The 20442-nt window shown below is 59.0% G+C and carries 18 protein-coding genes; 15 read left to right on the top strand and 3 right to left on the bottom strand.

Going from position 1 to position 20442, the window contains the following annotated elements; genetic code table 11:
- Nucleotides 1-6: 6 nt before the first annotated feature.
- From nuoI to GHO25_RS06975, 7 genes are all read left to right on the top strand, one after another.
- On the top strand, nt 7-555 hold the full coding sequence (gene nuoI, locus GHO25_RS07005) for an NADH-quinone oxidoreductase subunit NuoI (RefSeq protein WP_016780194.1): 549 nt from the start codon (nt 7-9) through the stop codon (nt 553-555).
- 9 nt (nt 556-564) lie between these two features.
- Nucleotides 565-1068 carry an NADH-quinone oxidoreductase subunit J gene (gene nuoJ, locus GHO25_RS07000; RefSeq protein ID WP_048368555.1) on the top strand — a complete coding sequence of 168 codons (504 nt, stop codon included), beginning with the start codon at nt 565-567 and terminating at the stop codon, nt 1066-1068.
- Between the two features lies 1 nt (nt 1069).
- Nucleotides 1070-1378: an NADH-quinone oxidoreductase subunit NuoK gene (gene nuoK, locus GHO25_RS06995; protein WP_003446970.1), complete on the top strand. Its 309-nt coding sequence runs from the start codon at nt 1070-1072 to the stop codon at nt 1376-1378.
- Complete coding sequence (gene nuoL, locus GHO25_RS06990) at nt 1375-3228, top strand: NADH-quinone oxidoreductase subunit L (protein WP_048368556.1); 1854 nt, start codon at nt 1375-1377, stop codon at nt 3226-3228. The genes nuoK and nuoL overlap by 4 nt, the downstream gene beginning before the upstream one ends.
- A gap of 38 nt (nt 3229-3266) precedes the next feature.
- Complete coding sequence (gene nuoM / locus GHO25_RS06985) at nt 3267-4799, top strand: NADH-quinone oxidoreductase subunit M (RefSeq protein ID WP_153390277.1); 1533 nt, start codon at nt 3267-3269, stop codon at nt 4797-4799.
- 7 nt (nt 4800-4806) lie between these two features.
- A complete protein-coding gene (nuoN, locus tag GHO25_RS06980; protein ID WP_048368558.1) occupies nt 4807-6276 on the top strand; it encodes an NADH-quinone oxidoreductase subunit NuoN in 1470 nt (489 codons plus the stop codon).
- A gap of 235 nt (nt 6277-6511) precedes the next feature.
- Nucleotides 6512-8629, top strand: a complete 2118-nt coding sequence (locus tag GHO25_RS06975) for a TonB-dependent receptor domain-containing protein (RefSeq protein WP_153390275.1) — start codon at nt 6512-6514, stop codon at nt 8627-8629.
- Here the strand turns inward: GHO25_RS06975 and GHO25_RS06970 are convergent.
- Both GHO25_RS06970 and GHO25_RS06965 read right to left on the bottom strand, forming a co-directional pair.
- A complete protein-coding gene (locus GHO25_RS06970; RefSeq protein ID WP_123750405.1) occupies nt 8626-9708 on the bottom strand; it encodes an AI-2E family transporter in 1083 nt (360 codons plus the stop codon). The genes GHO25_RS06975 and GHO25_RS06970 overlap by 4 nt on opposite strands.
- Before the next feature lie 151 nt (nt 9709-9859).
- Complete coding sequence (locus GHO25_RS06965) at nt 9860-10606, bottom strand: FadR/GntR family transcriptional regulator (RefSeq protein ID WP_123750549.1); 747 nt, start codon at nt 10604-10606, stop codon at nt 9860-9862.
- Nucleotides 10607-11064: 458 nt separating this feature from the next.
- On the opposite strand from GHO25_RS06965, the gene GHO25_RS06960 reads away from it, so the two are divergent.
- From GHO25_RS06960 to yegQ, 8 genes are all read left to right on the top strand, one after another.
- Entirely contained in the window at nt 11065-12333 is a 1269-nt protein-coding gene (locus GHO25_RS06960; protein WP_153390273.1) for an OprD family porin, read from the top strand.
- 182 nt (nt 12334-12515) lie between these two features.
- Nucleotides 12516-13343 (top strand): NAD(P)-dependent oxidoreductase, encoded by an 828-nt coding sequence (locus GHO25_RS06955; RefSeq protein WP_153390271.1) that lies wholly within the window; start codon nt 12516-12518, stop codon nt 13341-13343.
- A 26-nt stretch (nt 13344-13369) separates the two neighbouring features.
- Complete coding sequence (locus GHO25_RS06950; protein ID WP_048368563.1) at nt 13370-14257, top strand: SMP-30/gluconolactonase/LRE family protein; 888 nt, start codon at nt 13370-13372, stop codon at nt 14255-14257.
- Between the two features lie 59 nt (nt 14258-14316).
- Nucleotides 14317-15300, top strand: a complete 984-nt coding sequence (locus GHO25_RS06945; RefSeq protein ID WP_048368564.1) for a TRAP transporter substrate-binding protein — start codon at nt 14317-14319, stop codon at nt 15298-15300.
- A 63-nt stretch (nt 15301-15363) separates the two neighbouring features.
- A complete protein-coding gene (locus GHO25_RS06940; protein WP_048387721.1) occupies nt 15364-15891 on the top strand; it encodes a TRAP transporter small permease in 528 nt (175 codons plus the stop codon).
- Nucleotides 15892-17172, top strand: a complete 1281-nt coding sequence (locus tag GHO25_RS06935; protein WP_048368566.1) for a TRAP transporter large permease — start codon at nt 15892-15894, stop codon at nt 17170-17172.
- A 112-nt stretch (nt 17173-17284) separates the two neighbouring features.
- A complete protein-coding gene (locus GHO25_RS06930; RefSeq protein ID WP_153390269.1) occupies nt 17285-18199 on the top strand; it encodes a DMT family transporter in 915 nt (304 codons plus the stop codon).
- 84 nt (nt 18200-18283) lie between these two features.
- Nucleotides 18284-19624: a tRNA 5-hydroxyuridine modification protein YegQ gene (gene yegQ, locus GHO25_RS06925; protein ID WP_153390267.1), complete on the top strand. Its 1341-nt coding sequence runs from the start codon at nt 18284-18286 to the stop codon at nt 19622-19624.
- 76 nt (nt 19625-19700) lie between these two features.
- On the opposite strand, the gene GHO25_RS06920 is transcribed toward yegQ, so the two are convergent.
- Complete coding sequence (locus tag GHO25_RS06920; RefSeq protein ID WP_153390265.1) at nt 19701-20429, bottom strand: dienelactone hydrolase family protein; 729 nt, start codon at nt 20427-20429, stop codon at nt 19701-19703.
- Nucleotides 20430-20442 lie beyond the last annotated feature (13 nt).

Here is a 20442-nt window from a genome sequence, read left to right as displayed (position 1 = left end):
AGACCCATGTTCAAGTACCTGTTTGACATCGTGCATGGCACCTACACCCAGCTTCGCAGCTTGGTGATGGTGTTTGGCCATGCCTTCCGCAAGCGTGACACGCTGCAATACCCGGAAGAACCGGTCTATCTGCCACCGCGTTACCGTGGCCGAATCGTCCTGACCCGCGACCCGGACGGCGAAGAGCGTTGTGTAGCCTGTAACCTGTGCGCCGTAGCGTGCCCGGTGGGCTGCATCTCGCTGCAAAAAGCCGAAACCGAAGATGGCCGTTGGTACCCGGAGTTCTTCCGCATCAACTTCTCACGCTGCATTTTCTGCGGTCTGTGTGAGGAAGCCTGCCCGACCACCGCGATCCAGCTGACACCGGATTTCGAAATGGCCGAGTTCAAACGTCAGGATCTGGTCTACGAGAAGGAAGATCTGCTGATCTCCGGCCCGGGCAAGAACCCTGATTACAACTTCTATCGTGTTGCGGGTATGGCCGTAGAAGGCAAGCCGAAAGGCGCTGCCCAGAACGAAGCCGAGCCGATCAACGTGAAGAGCTTGCTGCCTTAAGGAAGAACGATGGAATTCGCTTTCTATTTCGCATCGGGTGTCGCTGTCGTGTCCACGCTACGCGTGATCACCAACACCAACCCTGTGCATGCCCTGCTCTACCTGATTATTTCGCTGATTGCCGTGGCGATGACCTTTTTCAGCCTCGGCGCACCGTTTGCCGGTGTGCTCGAAGTGATCGCCTACGCCGGTGCCATCATGGTGCTGTTTGTGTTCGTGGTGATGATGCTCAACCAGGGCCCGGCCTCGGTGACGCAAGAACGCCACTGGCTCAAGCCCGGCATATGGGTTGGCCCGAGCATTCTGTCGGCCTTGCTGCTGGCTGAACTGCTGTATGTGCTGTTCGCTCACCAGAGCGGCGCGGCTATCGGTCAAACCACCATTGATGCAAAAGCCGTGGGCATCAGCCTGTTCGGCCCGTATCTGCTGGTGGTCGAACTCGCCTCGATGCTGCTGCTGGCTGCAGCGGTGACGGCGTTCCACTTGGGCCGCACTGAGGCGAAGGAGCAATAAGATGCCTGGAATACCTTTGGAACACGGGCTTGCGGTAGCAGGCGTACTGTTCTGCCTCGGTCTGGTTGGACTGATGGTTCGCCGTAACATTCTCTTCGTATTGATGAGTCTGGAAATCATGATGAACGCCGCTGCACTGGCGTTCATTGTGGCCGGTGCACGTTGGGCGCAGCCGGATGGACAAGTAATGTTCATCCTGGTGATCACCCTGGCAGCTGCCGAGGCCAGTATTGGCCTGGCGATCTTGCTGCAACTGTATCGCCGCTTCCACACGCTTGATATCGATGCTGCCAGTGAGATGCGCGGATGAACCTTCTCTTTCTGACTTTCGTATTCCCCCTGATCGGCTTTTTGCTGCTGTCGTTCTCCCGTGGACGCTTCAGCGAAAACCTCTCGGCACTGATCGGCGTCGGCTCCATTGGCCTGTCGGCCATCGTTGCCGCGTACGTGATCTGGCAATTCAACGTTGCGCCACCTGAAGGCGGCCACTACAGCCAAGTGCTGTGGCAGTGGATGTCGGTAGGCGACTTCAAGCCTAGCTTCACCCTGTACCTCGACGGCCTGGCAGTGACCATGCTCGGCGTTGTTGTCGGTGTGGGCTTCCTGATCCACGTATTTGCCTCCTGGTACATGCGCGGTGAAGACGGCTACTCGCGCTTCTTCTCCTACACCAACCTGTTTATCGCCAGCATGCTGTTCCTGATCCTGGCCGATAACCTGCTGTTCGTGTACTTCGGCTGGGAAGGCGTGGGCCTGTGCTCTTACCTGTTGATCGGTTTCTACTACAGCAACCGCAACAACGGTAACGCCGCACTCAAAGCCTTTATCGTGACCCGTATCGGTGACGTGTTCCTGGCCATCGGCCTGTTCATCCTGTTCCAACAGTTGGGCACGCTGAACATTCAGGAACTGCTGGTGCTGGCGCCGCAGAAATTCCAGGCCGGCGACTTCTGGATCGTTCTTGCGACCCTGATGCTGCTGGGCGGTGCGGTCGGTAAATCGGCGCAACTGCCCCTGCAAACCTGGTTGGCAGATGCGATGGCGGGCCCGACACCTGTTTCGGCACTGATCCACGCCGCAACCATGGTAACCGCCGGTGTTTACCTGATCGCGCGAACCCACGGTCTGTTCACCCTGGCCCCTGAAGTGCTGCACCTGGTCGGCATCGTCGGCGGTGTGACACTGGTGCTGGCAGGTTTCGCAGCGCTGGTTCAAACCGACATCAAACGTATCCTCGCCTACTCGACCATGAGCCAGATCGGCTACATGTTCCTGGCGCTGGGCGTTGGCGCCTGGGACGGGGCGATTTTCCACCTGATGACCCACGCCTTCTTCAAGGCCCTGCTGTTCCTTGCATCGGGTGCGGTGATTGTTGCCTGCCACCACGAGCAGAACATCTTCAAGATGGGCGGACTGTGGAAAAAACTGCCACTGGCTTACGCCAGCTTCATCGTCGGCGGCGCGGCCTTGTCGGCCTTGCCATTGCTGACAGCAGGCTTCTACTCCAAGGACGAAATTCTTTGGGAAGCCTTCGCCAGCGGTCACAGCGGTCTGCTGTATGCCGGTCTGGCGGGTGCGTTCATGACCTCGCTGTACACCTTCCGTCTGATCTTCGTCACCTTCCACGGTGAAGCCAAGACTGAAGCTCATGCAGGCCACGGCGTAACCTACTGGCTGCCACTGAGCATCCTGATTGTGCTGTCGACCTTCATCGGTGCCCTGATCACGCCTCCGTTGGCTGGCGTACTGCCACAAAGCGTTGGCCATGCTGGCGGCGAAGCCAAACACAGCCTGGAAATCGCCTCGGGTGCCATTGCCCTGGCCGGTATCCTGCTCGCTGCCCTGCTGTACCTGGGCAAACGTCGTTTCGTTACCGCTGTTGCCAATAGCGGCATCGGTCGCTTCCTCTCGGCCTGGTGGTTCGCTGCCTGGGGCTTCGATTGGCTGTACGACAAACTGTTCGTCAAACCGTACCTGTTGATCTGCCGCGTGCTGCGCAAAGATCCGCTGGACCAGACCATTGGTTTGATCCCGCAGATGGCCAAGGCCGGGCATAACGCCCTGAGCCGCAGCGAAACCGGTCAACTGCGTTGGTACGCTGCTTCCATGGCCGCCGGTGCTGTACTGGTCATGGGCGCCATCGTACTGGTAGCGGTCTGATATGAACCTTCGACATTGCGAAAGGAATTGAGCCCGTCATGATTCTGCCTTGGCTAATCCTGATCCCCTTTATCGGCGGCCTGCTGTGCTGGCTGGGTGAGCGCTTCGGCCCTACCCTGCCACGCTGGATTGCGTTGCTGACCATGTCCCTCGAACTTGCCCTCGGCCTTTGGCTGTGGGCGCACGGGGACTACCATCTGGCACCGAACCCGGGCGCTGCCCCGGCGTGGGCGCTTGAGTTCCAGCACACCTGGATCGAGCGCTTCGGCATCAGCGTGCACCTGGCGCTGGACGGCCTGTCGCTGCTGATGATCCTGCTGACCGGCCTGTTGGGCGTGTTGTCGGTACTGTGTTCCTGGAAAGAAATTCAGCGTCACGTGGGCTTCTTCCACCTGAACCTGATGTGGATCCTGGGCGGCGTAGTTGGCGTGTTCCTCGCCATCGACCTGTTCATGTTCTTCTTCTTCTGGGAAATGATGCTGGTGCCGATGTACTTCCTCATCGCGCTCTGGGGTCACAGCTCGTCCGACGGCAAGAAAACCCGTATCTACGCCGCGACCAAGTTCTTCATCTTCACTCAGGCTTCCGGCTTGATCATGTTGGTGGCGATCCTGGGCCTGGTGCTGGTTAACTACAATGAAACCGGTGTGCTGACCTTCAGCTACGCCGAGTTGCTGAAAACCAAGATGTCGCTCACCACCGAGTACATCCTGATGCTTGGCTTCTTCATTGCGTTTGCGGTGAAACTGCCGGTTGTACCGTTCCACTCCTGGTTGCCGGACGCTCACGCCCAGGCGCCTACCGCAGGTTCGGTCGACTTGGCCGGTATCCTGCTCAAGACCGCTGCTTATGGTCTGCTGCGTTTCGCCTTGCCGCTGTTCCCGAATGCGTCGGCCGAGTTTGCGCCGATTGCCATGACCCTGGGTCTGATCGGGATTTTCTACGGCGCTTTCCTGGCCTTCGCACAAACCGATATCAAGCGTCTGATCGCGTTCTCCAGCATTTCGCACATGGGCTTCGTTCTGATCGGCATCTACTCCGGCAGCCTGCTGGCGTTGCAAGGTGCAGTGATCCAGATGCTCGCGCACGGTGTTTCGGCAGCGGCGCTGTTTATCCTCAGCGGCCAACTGTACGAGCGCCTGCACACCCGTGACATGCGTGAAATGGGTGGTTTGTGGTCGAAGATCGCTTACCTGCCGGCCATCAGCCTGTTCTTTGCTGCCGCGTCGCTGGGCTTGCCAGGCACCGGTAACTTCGTGGGTGAGTTCCTGATTCTGATGGGCTCATTCGCCAGCTTCCCTTGGGTCACGGCCATTGCAACAACCGGTCTGGTGTTTGGTTCGGTGTACTCGCTGATCATGATTCACCGCGCCTACTTCGGCCCGTCCAAATCGGACGCGGTACTGGCCGGCATGGATGCTCGTGAACTGATCATGGTGCTCGGTCTGGCGGTACTGCTGATTTTCATCGGCGTGTACCCGCAACCGTTCCTCGATACCTCTGCTGCGACCATGCATGGCGTGCAGCAATGGCTCGGCACCGCCTTCACTCAACTCGCTTCGGCCCGGTAAGAGCGCTATGGAATTCACGATCCAACACTTTATCGCGCTTGCTCCACTGCTGATTACCAGCCTCACCGTTGTGGTGGTGATGCTGGCAATCGCGTGGCGCCGCAATCACTCACAGACCTTCCTGCTTTCGGTGGCGGGTCTTAACCTGGCACTGCTGTCGATTTTCCCGGCATTAAAAGTGGCACCGCTGGCTGTCACCCCGCTGTTGATGATGGACAACTTTGCCTATCTGTACACCGGGCTGATCCTGGTCTCGACCTTGGCCTGCGTCACCCTCGCCCATGCTTACCTGGGCGAAGGGGGCACCGGCTATCCGGGCAACCGCGAAGAGCTTTACCTGCTGATCCTGCTGGCTGCGGCTGGCGGTATCGTGCTGGTGAGCGCGCAACACCTGGCGGGCTTGTTCATCGGCCTGGAGTTGCTCTCGGTTCCGGTCTACGGCCTGGTGGCTTACGCCTTCTTCAACAAGCGTTCGCTGGAAGCCGGTATCAAGTACATGGTGCTGTCGGCTGCAGGTTCTGCGTTCCTGCTGTTCGGTATGGCCCTGCTGTACGCCGAAGCCGGCAGCCTGAGCTTCAGCGGTATCGGCCACGCCCTGGCGTCGACTGGCGCGCCAAGCGCCATCGCACAGCTGGGTCTGGGCATGATGCTGGTGGGTCTGGCCTTTAAACTGTCGCTGGTACCGTTCCACCTCTGGACCCCAGACGTGTACGAAGGTGCTCCGGCGCCCGTGGCGGCTTTCCTGGCCACCGCTTCGAAAGTTGCCGTGTTTGCCGTCATCGTGCGTTTGTTCCAGATCTCCCCGGCCGCGACTACCGGTGTGATGAGCGACGTACTGACCGTGATCGCGATTGCTTCGATCCTGTTCGGTAACCTGCTGGCCCTGACCCAAAACAACCTCAAGCGTCTGCTGGGTTTCTCGTCCATCGCCCACTTTGGCTACCTGCTGATCGCCCTGATTGCGAGCAAAGGCATGGCCGTTGAAGCGATCGGCGTGTACCTGATCACTTACGTGCTCACCAGCCTCGGTGCATTCGGCGTCATCACCATGATGTCGTCGCCGTACAAAGGCCGTGACGCAGACGCACTGTACGAGTACCGCGGCCTGTTCTGGCGCCGTCCGTACATGACCGCCGTACTGACCGTAATGATGCTGTCGCTGGCCGGTATCCCGCTGACCGCTGGCTTTATCGGCAAGTTCTACATCATTGCGACCGGCGTTGAAGCTCACCAATGGTGGCTGGTCGGTTCCCTGATCCTGGGTAGCGCCATCGGCGTGTTCTACTACCTGCGTGTGATGGTGACCCTGTACCTGGTCGAGCCGAAACTGCATCGCCACGATGCTCCGCTGAACTGGGAGCAGAAAGCAGGTGGCGTGATGCTGCTGGCGGTTTCGATTCTGGTGTTCGTACTGGGCGTATACCCACAACCGATGCTGGAACTGGTGCAACACGCAACGCTGTACCTGCACGGTTAAGCGTTAAACGGTTGTCCCGATACCTCGTGAAGGCCCGGCCTTCACGGGGTATTTTTTTTGCTCCTGCCAGCCCCTGTAGGAGCGAGCTTGCCTCGCGATCTTTTGATCTTTAAAAGATCGCGAGGCAAGCTCGCTCCTACAGTTAGGTGGGGCTGTGATTGTCTGACAGTTGCGAGTGATTACGGGCTTGTATAGGCTGGCGCGCCGCCCGCCCATCGTCCTGGAATGCCTGTTAATGCGATCTGCCTTGTCTTCGTTTCTGCCTTTGGCGCTTGCCTGCGCTGCGCCCGCTTATGCTGACCCGCTGGAGTTGGGTGAGGTTCAGGTTCGCAGTGAGGAAAGCAGCGACCTGCAAGCCGCGCAGGAGGCGCTCAAGCAGGTGCCCGGCGCCAGCAATGTGATCGACATGAACGCGGTCGAACAAGGCCGCGTCGCGACCAACAGTGATGTGTTGGCGTATCAACCCGGTGTGTATGCCCAATCAGGCGGCAATGAAGGCACCAAGGTCTCGGTGCGCGGGTCGGGCATCAACCGCGCACCGGGCGCCCACGGCTCGGGCCTGTATGTGATGTTTGATGGCCTGCCGTTGACCGGCCCCGGCGGTACGCCCTATGAGCTGTTCGAGCCGTTGTGGCTGAGCCGCGCAGAGGTGTTGCGCGGTGCCAATGGCTTTGATGTCGGCGCACTGGCCCTCGGCGGCTCGATCAATTACGTCACCCACACCGGCTATGACGCCTCGCCCCTGCAAGTGCGCTATGAAACAGGCAGTTATGGCTACCAGAAACGCCAGATCAGTTCCGGGCAAGTGTTGGGGGATCTGGACTACTACGTGTCGCTCAACGACGCGGAGACCAACGGCTATCAAGACCACACGTCAGGCAACAGCAAAGGCTTCGCGGCCAATATTGGCTATCGTTTCAGCCCGCAACTGGAAACGCGCTTTTATCTGCGTTATCGCGAAACCGATAACGAACTCGCAGGCCGGGTCACCAAAGAGCAAATCAAGCATCACCCACGCGCTGCCAATCCGGCGTATGTGAGCGGCGACTACACCCGCCCGCAACCCGGCAGCACCTGGTTGGGCAACAAAACCACGCTGTACCTGGACGATGATTCGCAACTGGAAGTCGGGCTGGTTTACCACGATTACCCCATGGATCTGCGCGAAGGGCCTAACCGGCTGAAGGTGGCCTACACCGATGTCAGCGGCACCTTGAACTACAAGCGCCGCGACACCCTGTTTGGTCTTGAAAGCAAAACCACGGTGGGTCTGCGCAGCAGCAAGCATTTGCCCAACAGCGGCGCATCGGAATACGTGCGCATCCCGCGCGGCAATACCGCCAGCTATGCGCCGGGCACCAAAATGCGCGACTTCAGTTATCAGGGTTCGGACAGCGTGCTGCACGCCAGCAATGATCTGGAGCTGATGCCCGATCTGTGGCTGACCACCGGCATGGCGCTGATCTATACCCGCCGCGAAAGTGAAGTGAGCTACCCCGAAAGCGGCGGCAAAGTCAGCCGCCATGATTGGGATTACGCGCCGCGCCTGGGCTTGCGCTATGAGTTCAACCCGCACTTGCAGGTGTACGGCAACCTCAGTCGCTCGGTTGAGCCGCCGCACCCGTGGTCGATGATTTGGAGTTCGCCGTACGTATTCCCGGTGGGCAGCGGCCCGGCCACCGGGCGCCAAAGCACCCCGATTGCCATGCAGAACCAGACCGCGACCACCCTTGAGCTGGGCACGCGGGGCGACTCGGGGATCGGCCAATGGGATCTGGCCTGGTACTACTCGGCCGTGCGCCATGAACTGCTGACGGTTGAGCTGCAAGCTGCCACGGCGGACCTGGCACCGATTGTCGGCGAGTCCAACGCCAGCTCGACCGTGCACCAAGGCATTGAAGCCGGGCTCAATAGCCGCTTGTGGCAGCGCGATAGCGTGGGCAGCGTGTCGCTGCGTCAGGCCTACACCTTCAGCGACTTCCATTACCGCGATGACTCGCGCTTTGGTGACAACCGTTTGCCGGGCATCCCACAGCACTACTACCAGGCTGAAGTGCGTTATGAGCACCCGCAAGGCTTCTACGCGGGGGTCAACACCCAAGTGGCTTCACGTATGGCGGTGGACTATGCCAACACCTACTACACATCCTCTTACATGCTGTGGGGCGCGACGCTGGGCTACGCCTCCCCCAAGCGCGACTGGCAGACCTGGATCGACCTGCGCAACCTTACAGGCGAGCGCTACGCCGCCACGGTGACGCCGGGCTACGACGACAAAGGCCAGGACGCCGCCCGCTCCACCCCCGGCGAAGGCCGGGGCGCCTACGTCGGGGTTTCGTACAGCTTTCGTTAGTCGAGCGTGATTTTGTCAGCGGGCAAACGGACCTTGCGCCGCGTGCCGCTGAACAATCCCCAGCTCGACAGGAACAGGGCGGCGATCAATGGCCCGATGACAAAGCCATTGAGGCCGAAAATCGCCATGCCGCCCAAGGTCGAAATCAGGATCAGGAAGTCCGGCATTTTCGTGTCTTTGCCCACCAGGATCGGGCGTAATACGTTGTCGACCATACCGATGACGAAGACGCCGAACAGCGCCAGCACCACGCCTTGCCAGATCATCCCGGTGGTCAGGAAGTAAATCGCCACCGGCGCCCAGACGATGCCCGCCCCGACGGCAGGCAACAACGACAGAAACATCATCAGCACCGCCCAAAACAGCGAGCTCTGAATGCCCAGAATCCAGAAGATCACCCCGCCCAGCGCACCTTGTACAACGGCCACCGCCAAATTGCCTTTGACTGAAGCCCTGACCACACGACGCAATTTGATTTGCAGCAGGCGCTTGTGCTGTTCAGCCATGGGCACCGCATTGCGGATCAAACGCACCATGGCCTGACCGTCACGAATAAAGAAATACAACAGGTAGAGCATGATGAAAAAGCTCACCACCAGCTCAAAAGTGCTCTGGCCAAAGTTGAACACTTGGGTGGCAAAGAACTGGCTGCCTTCAAGCGCGCCCTTGGAGATTTTATCGCTGACGCCTTCAATGCTTCTCAAGCCCAAGCGGTCGAGCCATTCCGTGACCTGATGGGGCAAGCTGCTCTGCAGTTGGGCGATGTAGCCGGCGACGTTGATCTTGCCGCTTTGCACATCGCTATAAAGGGTGGCCACTTCTTGCACCAGCAGGATCGTGGTGAAAATCACCGGCAGAATCGCGATCAGGGTGCAGGCTGTGAGCGTGACAAAGGTGGCCAGGTTACGCCGACCTTTGAATTTGAGGAGCAACTTGCGCTGCAAGGGCGCGAACAGAATACCCAGCGCCACCGCCCAAAAAATCGCCCCATAGAACGGTAGCAAAATCCAGATAAAGGCAACGGTGACGAAGGCCAGAAGCAGGAGCAGGGTTTTACGTTGCAGACTTGTTTCGTTCATACACCTTCCATGTCTTAAGTAGACCTGTAGTCGCTGCCGAAGGCTGCGATAAGGACCGCAGGACCTTCGCTGTTGACTTCAACGGTGAGGGCCGTTGCGCAGCCCATCGCCGCCCATCGCAGCCTTCGGCAGCGACTACAAGTGCAGTTCTTTAGCCCTGCGCCTCTGCCTCTTCATGCGCATGGCGCAGGCGTTCGCGGCTGTTGGTCAGGTGTAAACGCATGGCCGCACGGGCGGCGTCGGAGTCCTGGCGGGCAATGGCGGCGTAGATTTCTTCGTGTTCACGGCCCAGGCGGCTCATGTACTGCCCCTGATCATCATGGGCCAGGCTCGCCGAGTTGAGGCGGGTGCGCGGGATGATACTGGTGCCCAGGTGGTTCATGATGTCGGTGAAATAGCGGTTGCCGGTGGCCAGCGCAATCTGCAGGTGGAATTGAAAATCCGACGCCACGGCATCGCCGTTACGGGCAGTGTTTTCGTTAAGGGCATCCAGGGCGGCACGCATGGCGGCCAACTGTTCCGGGTTACGACGCTGCGCGGCCAACCCGGCCGACTCAACCTCCAGGCTGATACGCAACTCCAGAATCGCCAGCACGTCGCGCAATGTCACCACGGTGGCCGGGTCGATACGAAAGCCGCTCGGGCTCGGCGTGTCCAGCACGAACGTGCCGATGCCATGCCGCGTCTCGACTTGCCCTGCCGCCTGCAAACGGGAGATTGCCTCGCGCACCACAGTGCGGCTGACGCCATGGGCTTCCATGATCGCGGACTCGGTGGGCAGCTTGTCGCCGCGCTTGAGCAAGCCGTCGCGAATTTGCTCGGACAGCACCGTCACCAATTCCTGCGCGAGGCTACGGCGTTTGCGAGGAAGGCGTGGAACGTCAGTGGGGTTTTCCATGGTCAACATTTATCTCGGGGTCTAAGTGCGAACTGCAAGTTATCGCATGATAGCTCATGGCGGTTGTACGATCACCCTTCGCCAGTGAGTTCAACCACCCCCTGCCCCGATGAAACCCTGATTTGTTTGCTTGACCCTGCATTGACAAAGGCCTCCGAAGGTGCAAATAATCCGCCAAAGTTGTACGACAACGGATAACACAACAATAATAATCAGGGAATTCCGTATGACCGCACTCTCTCGCATTACGCCCCTCGCACACCCCGGTCGAGCCCGATTGAACACGGGCCGATTGCCTGCCGCTTTTGCTGAACGTCTGTCTGCAGCAAAAGACTCTGCCGTCACAACGGTTTGAGTCAGCGCCCTGACACCAGGGCAACACACACCGCCTTCACATTGCAGGCCGCTTCTGTCGGTCACGTGAGGACGGCTTTGTCAAAAATGGGAGCACAACAATAATGAGATCTCACAACACCCGTTCATTGATTCTTATGGGGCTGGGCAGCATGTCGTTTACGCTGCCGCTGACAGGCATGGCAGAAGGGTTTATCGACGACACCAAAGCGACCCTTACCCTGCGTAACGCGTACATCAACCGCAACTACACCAACCCGGACTACCCCAACAGCCGCGCCCCGCAAAGCAAGGCCGAAGAATGGACGCAAAACTTCATTCTTGACGTCAAATCCGGCTTTACCCAAGGCACCGTCGGTTTCGGGGTGGACGTGCTGGGGATGTACTCGCAAAAACTTGATGGCGGCAAAGGCACGGCGGGCACGCAGTTGCTGCCGACCGGCAGTGATGGCGAACCGGCCAAGAATTTCGGGCGCCTGGGTGTCGCCGCCAAAGCCAAGTTCTCGAACACTGAACTGAAAGTCGGCGAGTGGATGCCGGTGCTGCCAATTTTGCGTTCAGATGACGGTCGCTCGCTGCCTCAGACCTTTCGCGGTGCACAGATCACCTCTAAAGAAATCACCAACCTGAACCTTTACGGCGGGCAGTTCCGCGCCAACAGCCCACGCAATGACGCGAGCATGGAAGACATGTCGCTCAACGGCAAAGGCGCCTTCACATCAGACCGCTTCAATTTTGCTGGTGGTGATTACACCTTCAATGAAAAACGCACACAAGTTGGCGCCTGGTATGCCGAGCTGGAAAACATCTACCAGCAGCAATTCCTCAACCTGATCCACAGCCAGCCAGTGGGCGATGTCACCCTGGGCGCGAACCTCGGTTACTTCTGGGGCAAGGAAGACGGCAGCAAACGTGCCGGTGAACTGGACAACAAAACCGCATCGGCCCTGCTCTCGGCCAAATACAAAGGCAACACCCTGTATGTCGGCCTGCAAAGAGTGTACGGCGACGACGGCTGGTTCCGCGTCAACGGCACCAGCGGCGGCACCCTGGCTAACGACAGTTACAACTCCAGCTATGACCTGGCCAAGGAACGCTCCTGGCAAGTGCGCCATGACCTCGACTTCGCCGTACTTGGGGTCCCGGGTCTGACCATGATGAACCGCTATATCAGCGGCAGTAACATCCACACCGCCACCACCACTGACGGCAAAGAGTGGGGCCGCGAATCGGAACTGGCCTACACCGTGCAAAGCGGCACTCTCAAGGACCTGACAGTGCGCTGGCGTAACGCGAGCATCCGTCGCGACTACAGCGCCCATGAGTTTGACGAGAACCGCATCTTCATCAGCTACCCGCTGTCGTTGCTGTAATCCGCCCGCTTGTCTCGTGATCAGTTTAAAGATCGCGAGGCAAGCTCGCGCCTGCAAAGGGTTGGGGCGCAATGATGGCACTTGGCAAAATCGCGCATTGACAACACCGGCAAGGGCTGTGAATAATCCGAACCAAGTCATACGACAACAGATGACATTAATAAGAAATGCAGGGGTCCTTGATGACTAACACTCGTACTGCCCAAACTCCCTTCAATCGCCTTCTTCTCACCGGTGCCGCGGGTGGTTTGGGGAAGGTGCTGCGCGAAACCCTCAAGCCTTATGCCAAGGTGCTGCGACTGTCTGATATTGCGCCAATGGCCTGCGCAGCCGACAGCCATGAAGAAACCATCGTGTGTGACCTCGCCGACAAACAGGCCGTGCACCAGTTGGTAGAAGGCGTGGACGCCATCCTGCATTTTGGCGGGGTGTCAGTTGAACGCCCCTTTGAAGAAATCCTCGGCCCCAACATCAGCGGCGTGTTTCATATTTACGAAGCGGCGCGTCGACACGGGGTCAAGCGTGTTGTGTTTGCCAGCTCTAACCATGTCATCGGCTTTTACCAGCAAGACCAGACACTCGATGCCCGCTCCCCTCGCCGCCCTGACGGTTACTACGGGCTGTCAAAGTCGTATGGCGAAGACATGGCGACCTTTTATTTCGACCGTTATGGCATCGAAACCGTCAGCATCCGCATCGGCTCTTCCTTCCCCGAACCACAAAACCGCCGAATGATGCACACCTGGCTGAGCTATGCCGACCTCACGCAGTTGCTCGAACGCGCGCTCTACACGCCGAATGTCGGGCATACCGTGGTCTATGGCGCCTCGAACAATTTGAACGTGTGGTGGGACAACCGCTATGCGGCGCACTTGGGTTTCGCCCCCAAGGACAACTCAGAGATCTTCCGCGACAAGGTTGAAGCTCAACCCATGCCGCCTGCCGGTGACCCCAGCAGAATTTATCAAGGCGGTGCCTTTGTGGCAGCCGGCCCTTTTGGCGACGAATAAGAACAACAACGCAGGGATCAAGCCGCATGACTGCCGAACTGATTCTAGACGCACGCAATGCCACGGGTGAAAGCCCGGTCTGGAGTGTTGCCGAACAAGCGCTGTACTGGGTTGATATCCCGGCCCGGCGTCTGCACCGCTGGCAGGCCGCCGATGGCTTCAGCCAAAGCTGGGAAGCCCCGCAAATGCTTGCGTGTATCGCCAGAGGCCATGATGGCCACTGGATTGGCGCAATGGAAAGCGGCGTTTTCACCCTCACGCCCCAGACCGATGGGCGCCTGAATACCCGCCTGTTAAGCAGCGTGAACCATGCCCAAGCGGGCATGCGTTTCAATGATGGTCGCTGTGATCGCCAGGGCCGCTTCTGGGCCGGCACCATGCTGCTGGACATGGCCGCAGGGGTGCCCGCCGGTGCGATGTATCGCTATGAAGCCGGGCAACACGAACCTCTGAAACCGCAGTTGACCGGGTTTATCGTGCCTAACGGCCTGGCGTTCAGCCCCGACGGCCTGACCCTTTACCTCTCGGACTCGCACCCGGACGTGCAAAAGATCTGGGCCTTCGATTACGACATCGACACGGCCACCCCACACAACCGCCGCCTGTTTGTCGACATGACACAACATCCGGGCCGCCCTGACGGCGCCGCTGTCGACGCCGACGGCTGCTACTGGATTTGCGGCAACGATGCCGGGTTGATTCACCGGTTTACCCCCGAAGGCACACTTGACCGCTCGCTGGCCGTCCCGGTCAAGAAGCCTGCGATGTGCGCCTTTGGCGGTGCGAATCTGGACACCCTGTTCGTCACCTCGATTCGCCCCGCAGGCGACCTCAGTGACCAACCTTTGGCGGGCGGCGTGTTTGCCCTTAACCCTGGTGTTAAAGGGCTGGCGGAGCCCGCGTACACAAGCTGACTGTTTAATCCTGCTGATCCAGAACCTTTAAATAACAAAAACAATATGTGGAGTGACCCATGGATTTCAAACGCACCTTACTCATCGCTGCATTGCCGCTTGCCTTCTGCCTGTCGGGCGTAGCCCAGGCCGAAATCAAGATCAAATTCGCTGAAGTTCACCCGGTCGGCTATCCGCCGGTAGTGGCTGAACAAGAGATGGGCAAAAAGCTGGCGGCGCAAAGCAACGGCGACATTTCGTTCAAGATGTTTGCCGGTGGCGTGCTCGGCTCCGAGAAAGAAGTGGTTGAACAGTTGCAGTCTGGCGCCGTGCAAATGACCCGTGTCAGCCTCGGCATCCTGGGCCCGGTGGTGCCGGAAACCAATGCCTTCAACCTGCCTTTCGTGTTCCGCGATCAAGCGCACATGCGCAAAATCATCGACGGCGAAATCGGCCAGGAGATGCTCGACAAAATCACCAACTCCGACTTCAACATGGTCGCTCTGGCGTGGATGGACGGCGGTACCCGCAACCTCTACACCAAAAAACCCGTGCGCGAGATAGCCGACCTCAAAGGCATGAAGATCCGCGTGCAAGGCAACCCGGTGTTTATCGACACCATCAATGACATGGGCGGTAACGGCATTGCCATGGCCACCGGCGAGATCTTCAGCGCCTTGCAGACGGGCGTGATTGATGGCGCCGAAAACAACCCCCCGACGTTCCTTGAACACAACCACTACCAGAACGCCAAGTACTTCACCTGGACTGACCATTTGATCCTGCCGGAACCCATCGTGATTGCCAAAACCACGTGGAACAAGCTCAACCCTGAGCAACAGGCACTGGTGCAGAAACTGGCCCGCGAAGCGCAGATGGAAGAGCGCGTGATCTGGGATAAAAAATCGGCCGAGAGTGAAGCCAAACTCAAAACCGCCGGTGTGGAGTTCATCACCCTCACCCCGGACCAGAAAAAAGCCTTCTACGACGCCACCCAACCGGTTCGTGACAAATACGGCGCCAACTACAAAGAGCTGATCTCGCGTATCGAAGCTGTTCAGTAAGCCTGTCCGATAACGCCGCGGTGACGGGCGCCAGCCCGTTCACCGCCACAGGGGTGAGCCTCCATGAAAAATGCCGTGCTGCGTTTTAACGACTTTCTGTACAGGGTCTGTATTGCGATCGCCGGGTTGTCGGTGTTGACCATGACCCTGATCATCCCTTGGGGCATCTTCGCCCGTTACGTGCTGGGCTCAGGGTCCAGTTGGCCAGAACCCACCGCCATTTTGTTGATGGTGGTGTTTACCTTCTTCGGTGCGGCGGCCAGCTATCGCGCAGGCGCACACATGGCCGTGGCCATGGCGGTTGAGCGCATGCCGCTGCACGTGCGCAAACCAGTGGCGGTGCTGGTACAAATCCTGATGGTCATCGTCTGCCTGTTCATGGCGGTCAAGGGTTTCAAACTCTGCGCCACCACCTGGAACCAATTTCTCGGCGAAATGCCGTCCATGCGGGTCGGCATTTCGTACTTGCCCATCCCCATCGGCGGCTTGATCACGCTGATCTTTGTCCTGGAAAAGCTCTTCCTGGGCGACCAGAGCCACCGCCGTGTTGTGCGGTTCGACATCGTAGAAGCCAGCGAAGAGGCCGTATAAATGGACGCTTTGGTACTGTTAGGCAGCTTTGTTGCGCTGATTCTGATTGGCATGCCGGTGGCTTACGCGCTGGGCCTGTCGGCGTTGATCGGCGCCTGGTGGATTGAAATTCCGTTCGACGCGCTGATGATCCAAGTGGCCGGGGGCGTGAATAAATTCTCGCTGTTGGCGATCCCGTTCTTCGTTCTGGCGGGCGCGATCATGGCCGAAGGCGGTATGTCGCGCCGGCTGGTCGCCTTCGCCGGGGTGCTGGTAGGCTTTGTGCGCGGCGGCCTGTCGCTGGTCAACATCGTGGCCTCGACCTTCTTTGGCGCCATCTCGGGCTCGTCGGTGGCCGACACCGCCTCGGTGGGGTCAGTGTTAATCCCGGAAATGGAGCGTGCGGGCTACCCTCGCGAGTTCTCTACGGCGGTGACGGTCAGCGGCTCGGTACAGGCCCTGCTCACCCCGCCGAGCCACAACTCGGTGCTGTACTCGCTGGCGGCCGGTGGCACAGTGTCAATTGCTTCGCTGTTTATGGCCGGGATCATGCCGGGGCTGTTGCTCAGTGCGGTGATGATGGGCCTGTGCATGATCTTTGCGCGCAAGCGCAACTACCCCAAGGGCGAAGTGATCCCGCTGAAAAAGGCCCTGAAAATCGCCGGTGACGCGCTGTGGGGGCTGATGGCCATGGTCATCATCCTGGGCGGTATTTTGTCGGGCATTTTTACGGCCACCGAGTCGGCGGCCATTGCGGTGTTGTGGTCATTCTTCGTAACCATGTTTATCTACCGCGACTACAAGTGGCGCGACCTGCCCAAGTTGATGCACCGGGCGGTACGGACGATTTCCATCGTGATGATCCTGATCGGTTTTGCCGCCAGCTTCGGTTACATCCTGACGCTGATGGAAATCCCGATGAAAATCACCACGGCGTTCCTGACCCTGTCGGATAACCGTTACGTGATCCTGATGTGCATCAACGTCATGTTGCTGCTGCTGGGCACGGTGATGGACATGGCGCCGCTGATTTTGATCCTGACGCCGATTCTGCTGCCGGTGATCATCGGTATCGGCGTTGATCCGGTGCACTTCGGCATGATCATGCTGGTGAACCTGGGCATCGGGCTGATTACCCCGCCGGTAGGTGCCGTGCTGTTTGTCGGTGCGGCGGTGGGCAAAGTCACGATTGAAAGCACCGTTAAAGCTCTGCTGCCGTTCTACCTGGCGTTGTTCGGCGTGCTGATGCTGGTGACCTACGTACCGGCCATCTCGCTGTGGCTGCCAAGCCTGGTGTTGTAACCCTCCCCTCTGTAGGAGCGAGCTTGTCTCGCGATCTTTTGATCTTTAAAAGATCGCGAGGCAAGCTCGCTCCTACAGTGCGTATTTACCCAGCCAAGGAGGCTGGTTGCTTATGTCTGCTCCTGCTCTGTTTCCCCGTCATGTTGCAGTGTTGATTCTGGTGCTGCTGGCCTGTGCCTTTGCCGGGAACCACATCGCTGCGCGTATTGCTTTCGATCACGAAACCGGCCTCTTGCTGGCGATTCTGTGCCGCGCCGGAGTCACCTTGCTGGTGCTGACGGCCTTGGTGGTCTGGCAACGCGAACGACCTCGCTTAACCGCTGCCAACTGGCGCTGGCAACTGTTGCTCGGCCTGCTGATTGCGGCGCAAAGCTTTTTTCTCTATTCAGCGGTGGCGCGCATTCCCGTCGCGCTGGCGTTGTTGATCGGCAATATGGCGCCGATTCTGCTGGTGTTGCTGACATGGGCGCTGGGCGGCGCTGCACCTACCCGCCGCGCAGCCCTGCTGATGGGCCTGATCATGTGCGGCCTGGTGTTTGCGCTGGACGTGCCCGAGCGTCTGGCCAATCAGGGCAGCACCGAGGCGCAATGGCTGGAAGGTATTCTGTTTGGCTTTGGCGCCGCCTCGGTGTTCGCCTGTGCGCTGTGGATCACCGATCACAAATTGTCGAGCCTGCGCGGCTCCGTGCGCAGCATGCTGACCATGTTGATTGTGTTCAGCGCCGCCACACTGGCCGGGATCAGCGGCGTGCTGCCCGGTGGAGTGTCGTTGCCCAGCTCGTCCACCGGCTGGACCGCCCTCGCCTGCCTGGTCACCTTGTATGGCTTCGGGTTCTGCTTGCTGTTTATCTGCATGACGCGCTTGAACATGGCGCAAAACGCCCCGGTGATGAACGTTGAGCCCGTGGCGAGTTTGCTGTTTGGCTGGCTGATCCTGGACCAGGTGCTGAGCAATGGCCAGGTAATCGGCGGGCTGATTGTGGTCGCCGGGATCGTCATGCTGGCCTTGCAACGCACGGCGCGTTAAGCCAGGTACGGGTTTTTAGATCCAGATCAATAAGCGCGCCCAAAGGCTCGACTACCATCGCGCCTTTTTGCGAAAGACCCGACCATGCGCCTTGCTCCACCCGAACTCCTCGCCCCTGCGGGCACCCTGAAAAACATGCGCTACGCCTTCGCCTATGGCGCGGACGCGGTTTACGCTGGCCAGCCGCGTTACAGCTTGCGGGTGCGCAACAACGAGTTTGACCACGACAACCTGGCCATCGGCATTCGCGAGGCCCAGGCCCAAGGCAAACGCTTTTACGTGGTGGTCAACATCGCCCCGCACAACGCCAAGCTGCGCACCTTCCTTAAAGACCTGGAGCCGGTAATTGCCATGGGCCCGGATGCGCTGATCATGTCCGATCCCGGGCTGATCATGCTGGTGCGCCAGCACTTCGCGCAGATGCCAATTCACTTGTCGGTGCAGGCCAACACAGTAAACTGGGCCAGTGTCGAGTTCTGGCGCCAGCAAGGCTTGAGCCGGATCATCCTGTCCCGCGAGCTGTCACTGGAAGAGATCGAAGAAATCCGTGAGCACGTGCCGGACATGGAGCTTGAGATTTTCGTCCATGGTGCGTTGTGCATGGCCTACTCCGGCCGTTGCCTGCTGTCTGGCTACATGAACAAGCGCGACGCCAATCAAGGCAGTTGCACCAACGCGTGTCGCTGGAAGTACGAAGCCAAGCCCGCCACAGAAAACGAACTGGGCAATGTTGTGAAGGTGGTTGAGCCGACCCTCGGTCTGGGCGCGCCGACCGACGAAGTGTTTGTGCTGCACGAAAGCAACCGCCCGGACGAAGCCATGTCGGCATTCGAGGACGAGCACGGCACCTACATCATGAACTCCAAAGACCTGCGCGCGGTGCAACACGTGGCTCGCCTGACGGAGATGGGCGTGCATTCGCTGAAGATTGAGGGGCGTACCAAGTCGCACTTTTACTGTGCGCGGGCGACGCAGGTCTACCGCAAGGCGATTGATGATGCGGTGGCCGGCCGTGAGTTCGACCGCAACTTGATGAATGATCTGGAGTCACTGGCGCAGCGCGGCTACACCGAAGGCTTTTTGCGTCGGCATGTGCATGACGAGTACCAGAATTATCTGCACGGCAGTTCTCTGTCACACCGCCAGCAGTTTGTCGGTGAATTGACCGGCGAGCGACGAAAAGGTCTCGCGGAAGTCAAAGTCAAAAACCGTTTTGCCGTGGGCGATCACCTGGAGTTGATGACTCCACGCGGCAATTACCACTTTGACCTGGACCAATTGCATAACACTGCAGGATTGCCGATCGAAGTCGCGCCGGGGGATGGGCACACGGTTTACTTGCCGATCCCCGAACAGGTGGACCTGAGCTATGCCCTGCTGATGCGTGATTTGACGGTGAGCGAAAGCCTAGAGAGAGCGCTGTAAACCTGTAGTCGCTGGCGCAGGCTGCGATCTTTTAAAAATCAAAAGATCGCAGCCTGCGGTAGCGACTACAGATTATTTAGCCCTTGAACACTTCATCCAGCAGGTTGTGCATGGCGGTGAAGGCGCGGTGTGCGGTCTTGGCGTCGTACATCATTTTGCCGGGCACGTTGGCGTGCGGGTCGGTGAACGAATGCACTGCGCTGCCATAGCTGGTCAACTGCCAGTCCACTTCGGCCGCATTCATCTCGGCTTCAAAAGCCGGCAATTGCTCATGGGGCACCAATGGGTCTGACGCACCGTGCAACACCAAAACAGAGCCAGTGATGTTGTTGGCGTCTGCCGGGTTTGGTGTATCCAGCGAGCCATGGAACGACACCGCAGCCTTTAGCGCAGCGCCATCACGGGCCAGTTCCAGCGAACAGCACCCACCAAAGCAGAAACCAAAGGTCGCCAATTGCTGGCTATCGACCTTGGCCTCAGTTTGCTCTTTGAGCACTGCGTAGGCCGCCTGCATGCGCTTGCGCAGCAAGGCACGGTCATTTTTCAGCGGCATCATGGCAGCGCCGGCTTCATCTCCGTTGGCGGGACGAACACCTTGGCCGTACAGGTCCGCAATCAGCACCACATACCCTTGCTCAGCGACCTTTTTGGCGATGTCCTCGGCGCCTGCGCTGATGCCCATCCAGTTCGGTGCCATCAGCAAACCCGGCAGCGACTCTTCGCGGCTTGGGTCATATGCCAGGCGGCTTTCGTAAGCTTGGCCATCGATTTGATAGACCACAGAACTGACCGTAATTGATTTCATTAAAAACTCCCGA

The organism is Pseudomonas sp. FSL R10-1350 (genome assembly GCF_009600525.1).
Classification (GTDB): Bacteria; Pseudomonadota; Gammaproteobacteria; order Pseudomonadales; family Pseudomonadaceae; genus Aquipseudomonas; species Aquipseudomonas helleri.
The sequence above is the reverse complement of the archived record's forward strand: the minus strand, read 5'-3'. Positions and strand labels throughout refer to the sequence as shown.

Coding starts and splice junctions, on each gene's coding strand:
- nuoN (WP_048368558.1), top strand. CDS start 4,807: ATGGAATTCACGATCCAACACTTTATCGCGCTTGCTCCACTGCTGATT.
- GHO25_RS06935 (WP_048368566.1), top strand. CDS start 15,892: ATGGACGCTTTGGTACTGTTAGGCAGCTTTGTTGCGCTGATTCTGATT.
- GHO25_RS06945 (WP_048368564.1), top strand. CDS start 14,317: ATGGATTTCAAACGCACCTTACTCATCGCTGCATTGCCGCTTGCCTTC.
- GHO25_RS06970 (WP_123750405.1), bottom strand. CDS start 9,708: ATGAACGAAACAAGTCTGCAACGTAAAACCCTGCTCCTGCTTCTGGCC.
- GHO25_RS06975 (WP_153390275.1), top strand. CDS start 6,512: ATGCGATCTGCCTTGTCTTCGTTTCTGCCTTTGGCGCTTGCCTGCGCT.
- nuoK (WP_003446970.1), top strand. CDS start 1,070: ATGCCTGGAATACCTTTGGAACACGGGCTTGCGGTAGCAGGCGTACTG.
- GHO25_RS06955 (WP_153390271.1), top strand. CDS start 12,516: ATGACTAACACTCGTACTGCCCAAACTCCCTTCAATCGCCTTCTTCTC.
- GHO25_RS06940 (WP_048387721.1), top strand. CDS start 15,364: ATGAAAAATGCCGTGCTGCGTTTTAACGACTTTCTGTACAGGGTCTGT.
- nuoJ (WP_048368555.1), top strand. CDS start 565: ATGGAATTCGCTTTCTATTTCGCATCGGGTGTCGCTGTCGTGTCCACG.
- GHO25_RS06960 (WP_153390273.1), top strand. CDS start 11,065: ATGAGATCTCACAACACCCGTTCATTGATTCTTATGGGGCTGGGCAGC.
- nuoL (WP_048368556.1), top strand. CDS start 1,375: ATGAACCTTCTCTTTCTGACTTTCGTATTCCCCCTGATCGGCTTTTTG.
- GHO25_RS06965 (WP_123750549.1), bottom strand. CDS start 10,606: ATGGAAAACCCCACTGACGTTCCACGCCTTCCTCGCAAACGCCGTAGC.
- GHO25_RS06920 (WP_153390265.1), bottom strand. CDS start 20,429: ATGAAATCAATTACGGTCAGTTCTGTGGTCTATCAAATCGATGGCCAA.
- nuoM (WP_153390277.1), top strand. CDS start 3,267: ATGATTCTGCCTTGGCTAATCCTGATCCCCTTTATCGGCGGCCTGCTG.
- GHO25_RS06950 (WP_048368563.1), top strand. CDS start 13,370: ATGACTGCCGAACTGATTCTAGACGCACGCAATGCCACGGGTGAAAGC.
- GHO25_RS06930 (WP_153390269.1), top strand. CDS start 17,285: ATGTCTGCTCCTGCTCTGTTTCCCCGTCATGTTGCAGTGTTGATTCTG.
- yegQ (WP_153390267.1), top strand. CDS start 18,284: ATGCGCCTTGCTCCACCCGAACTCCTCGCCCCTGCGGGCACCCTGAAA.
- nuoI (WP_016780194.1), top strand. CDS start 7: ATGTTCAAGTACCTGTTTGACATCGTGCATGGCACCTACACCCAGCTT.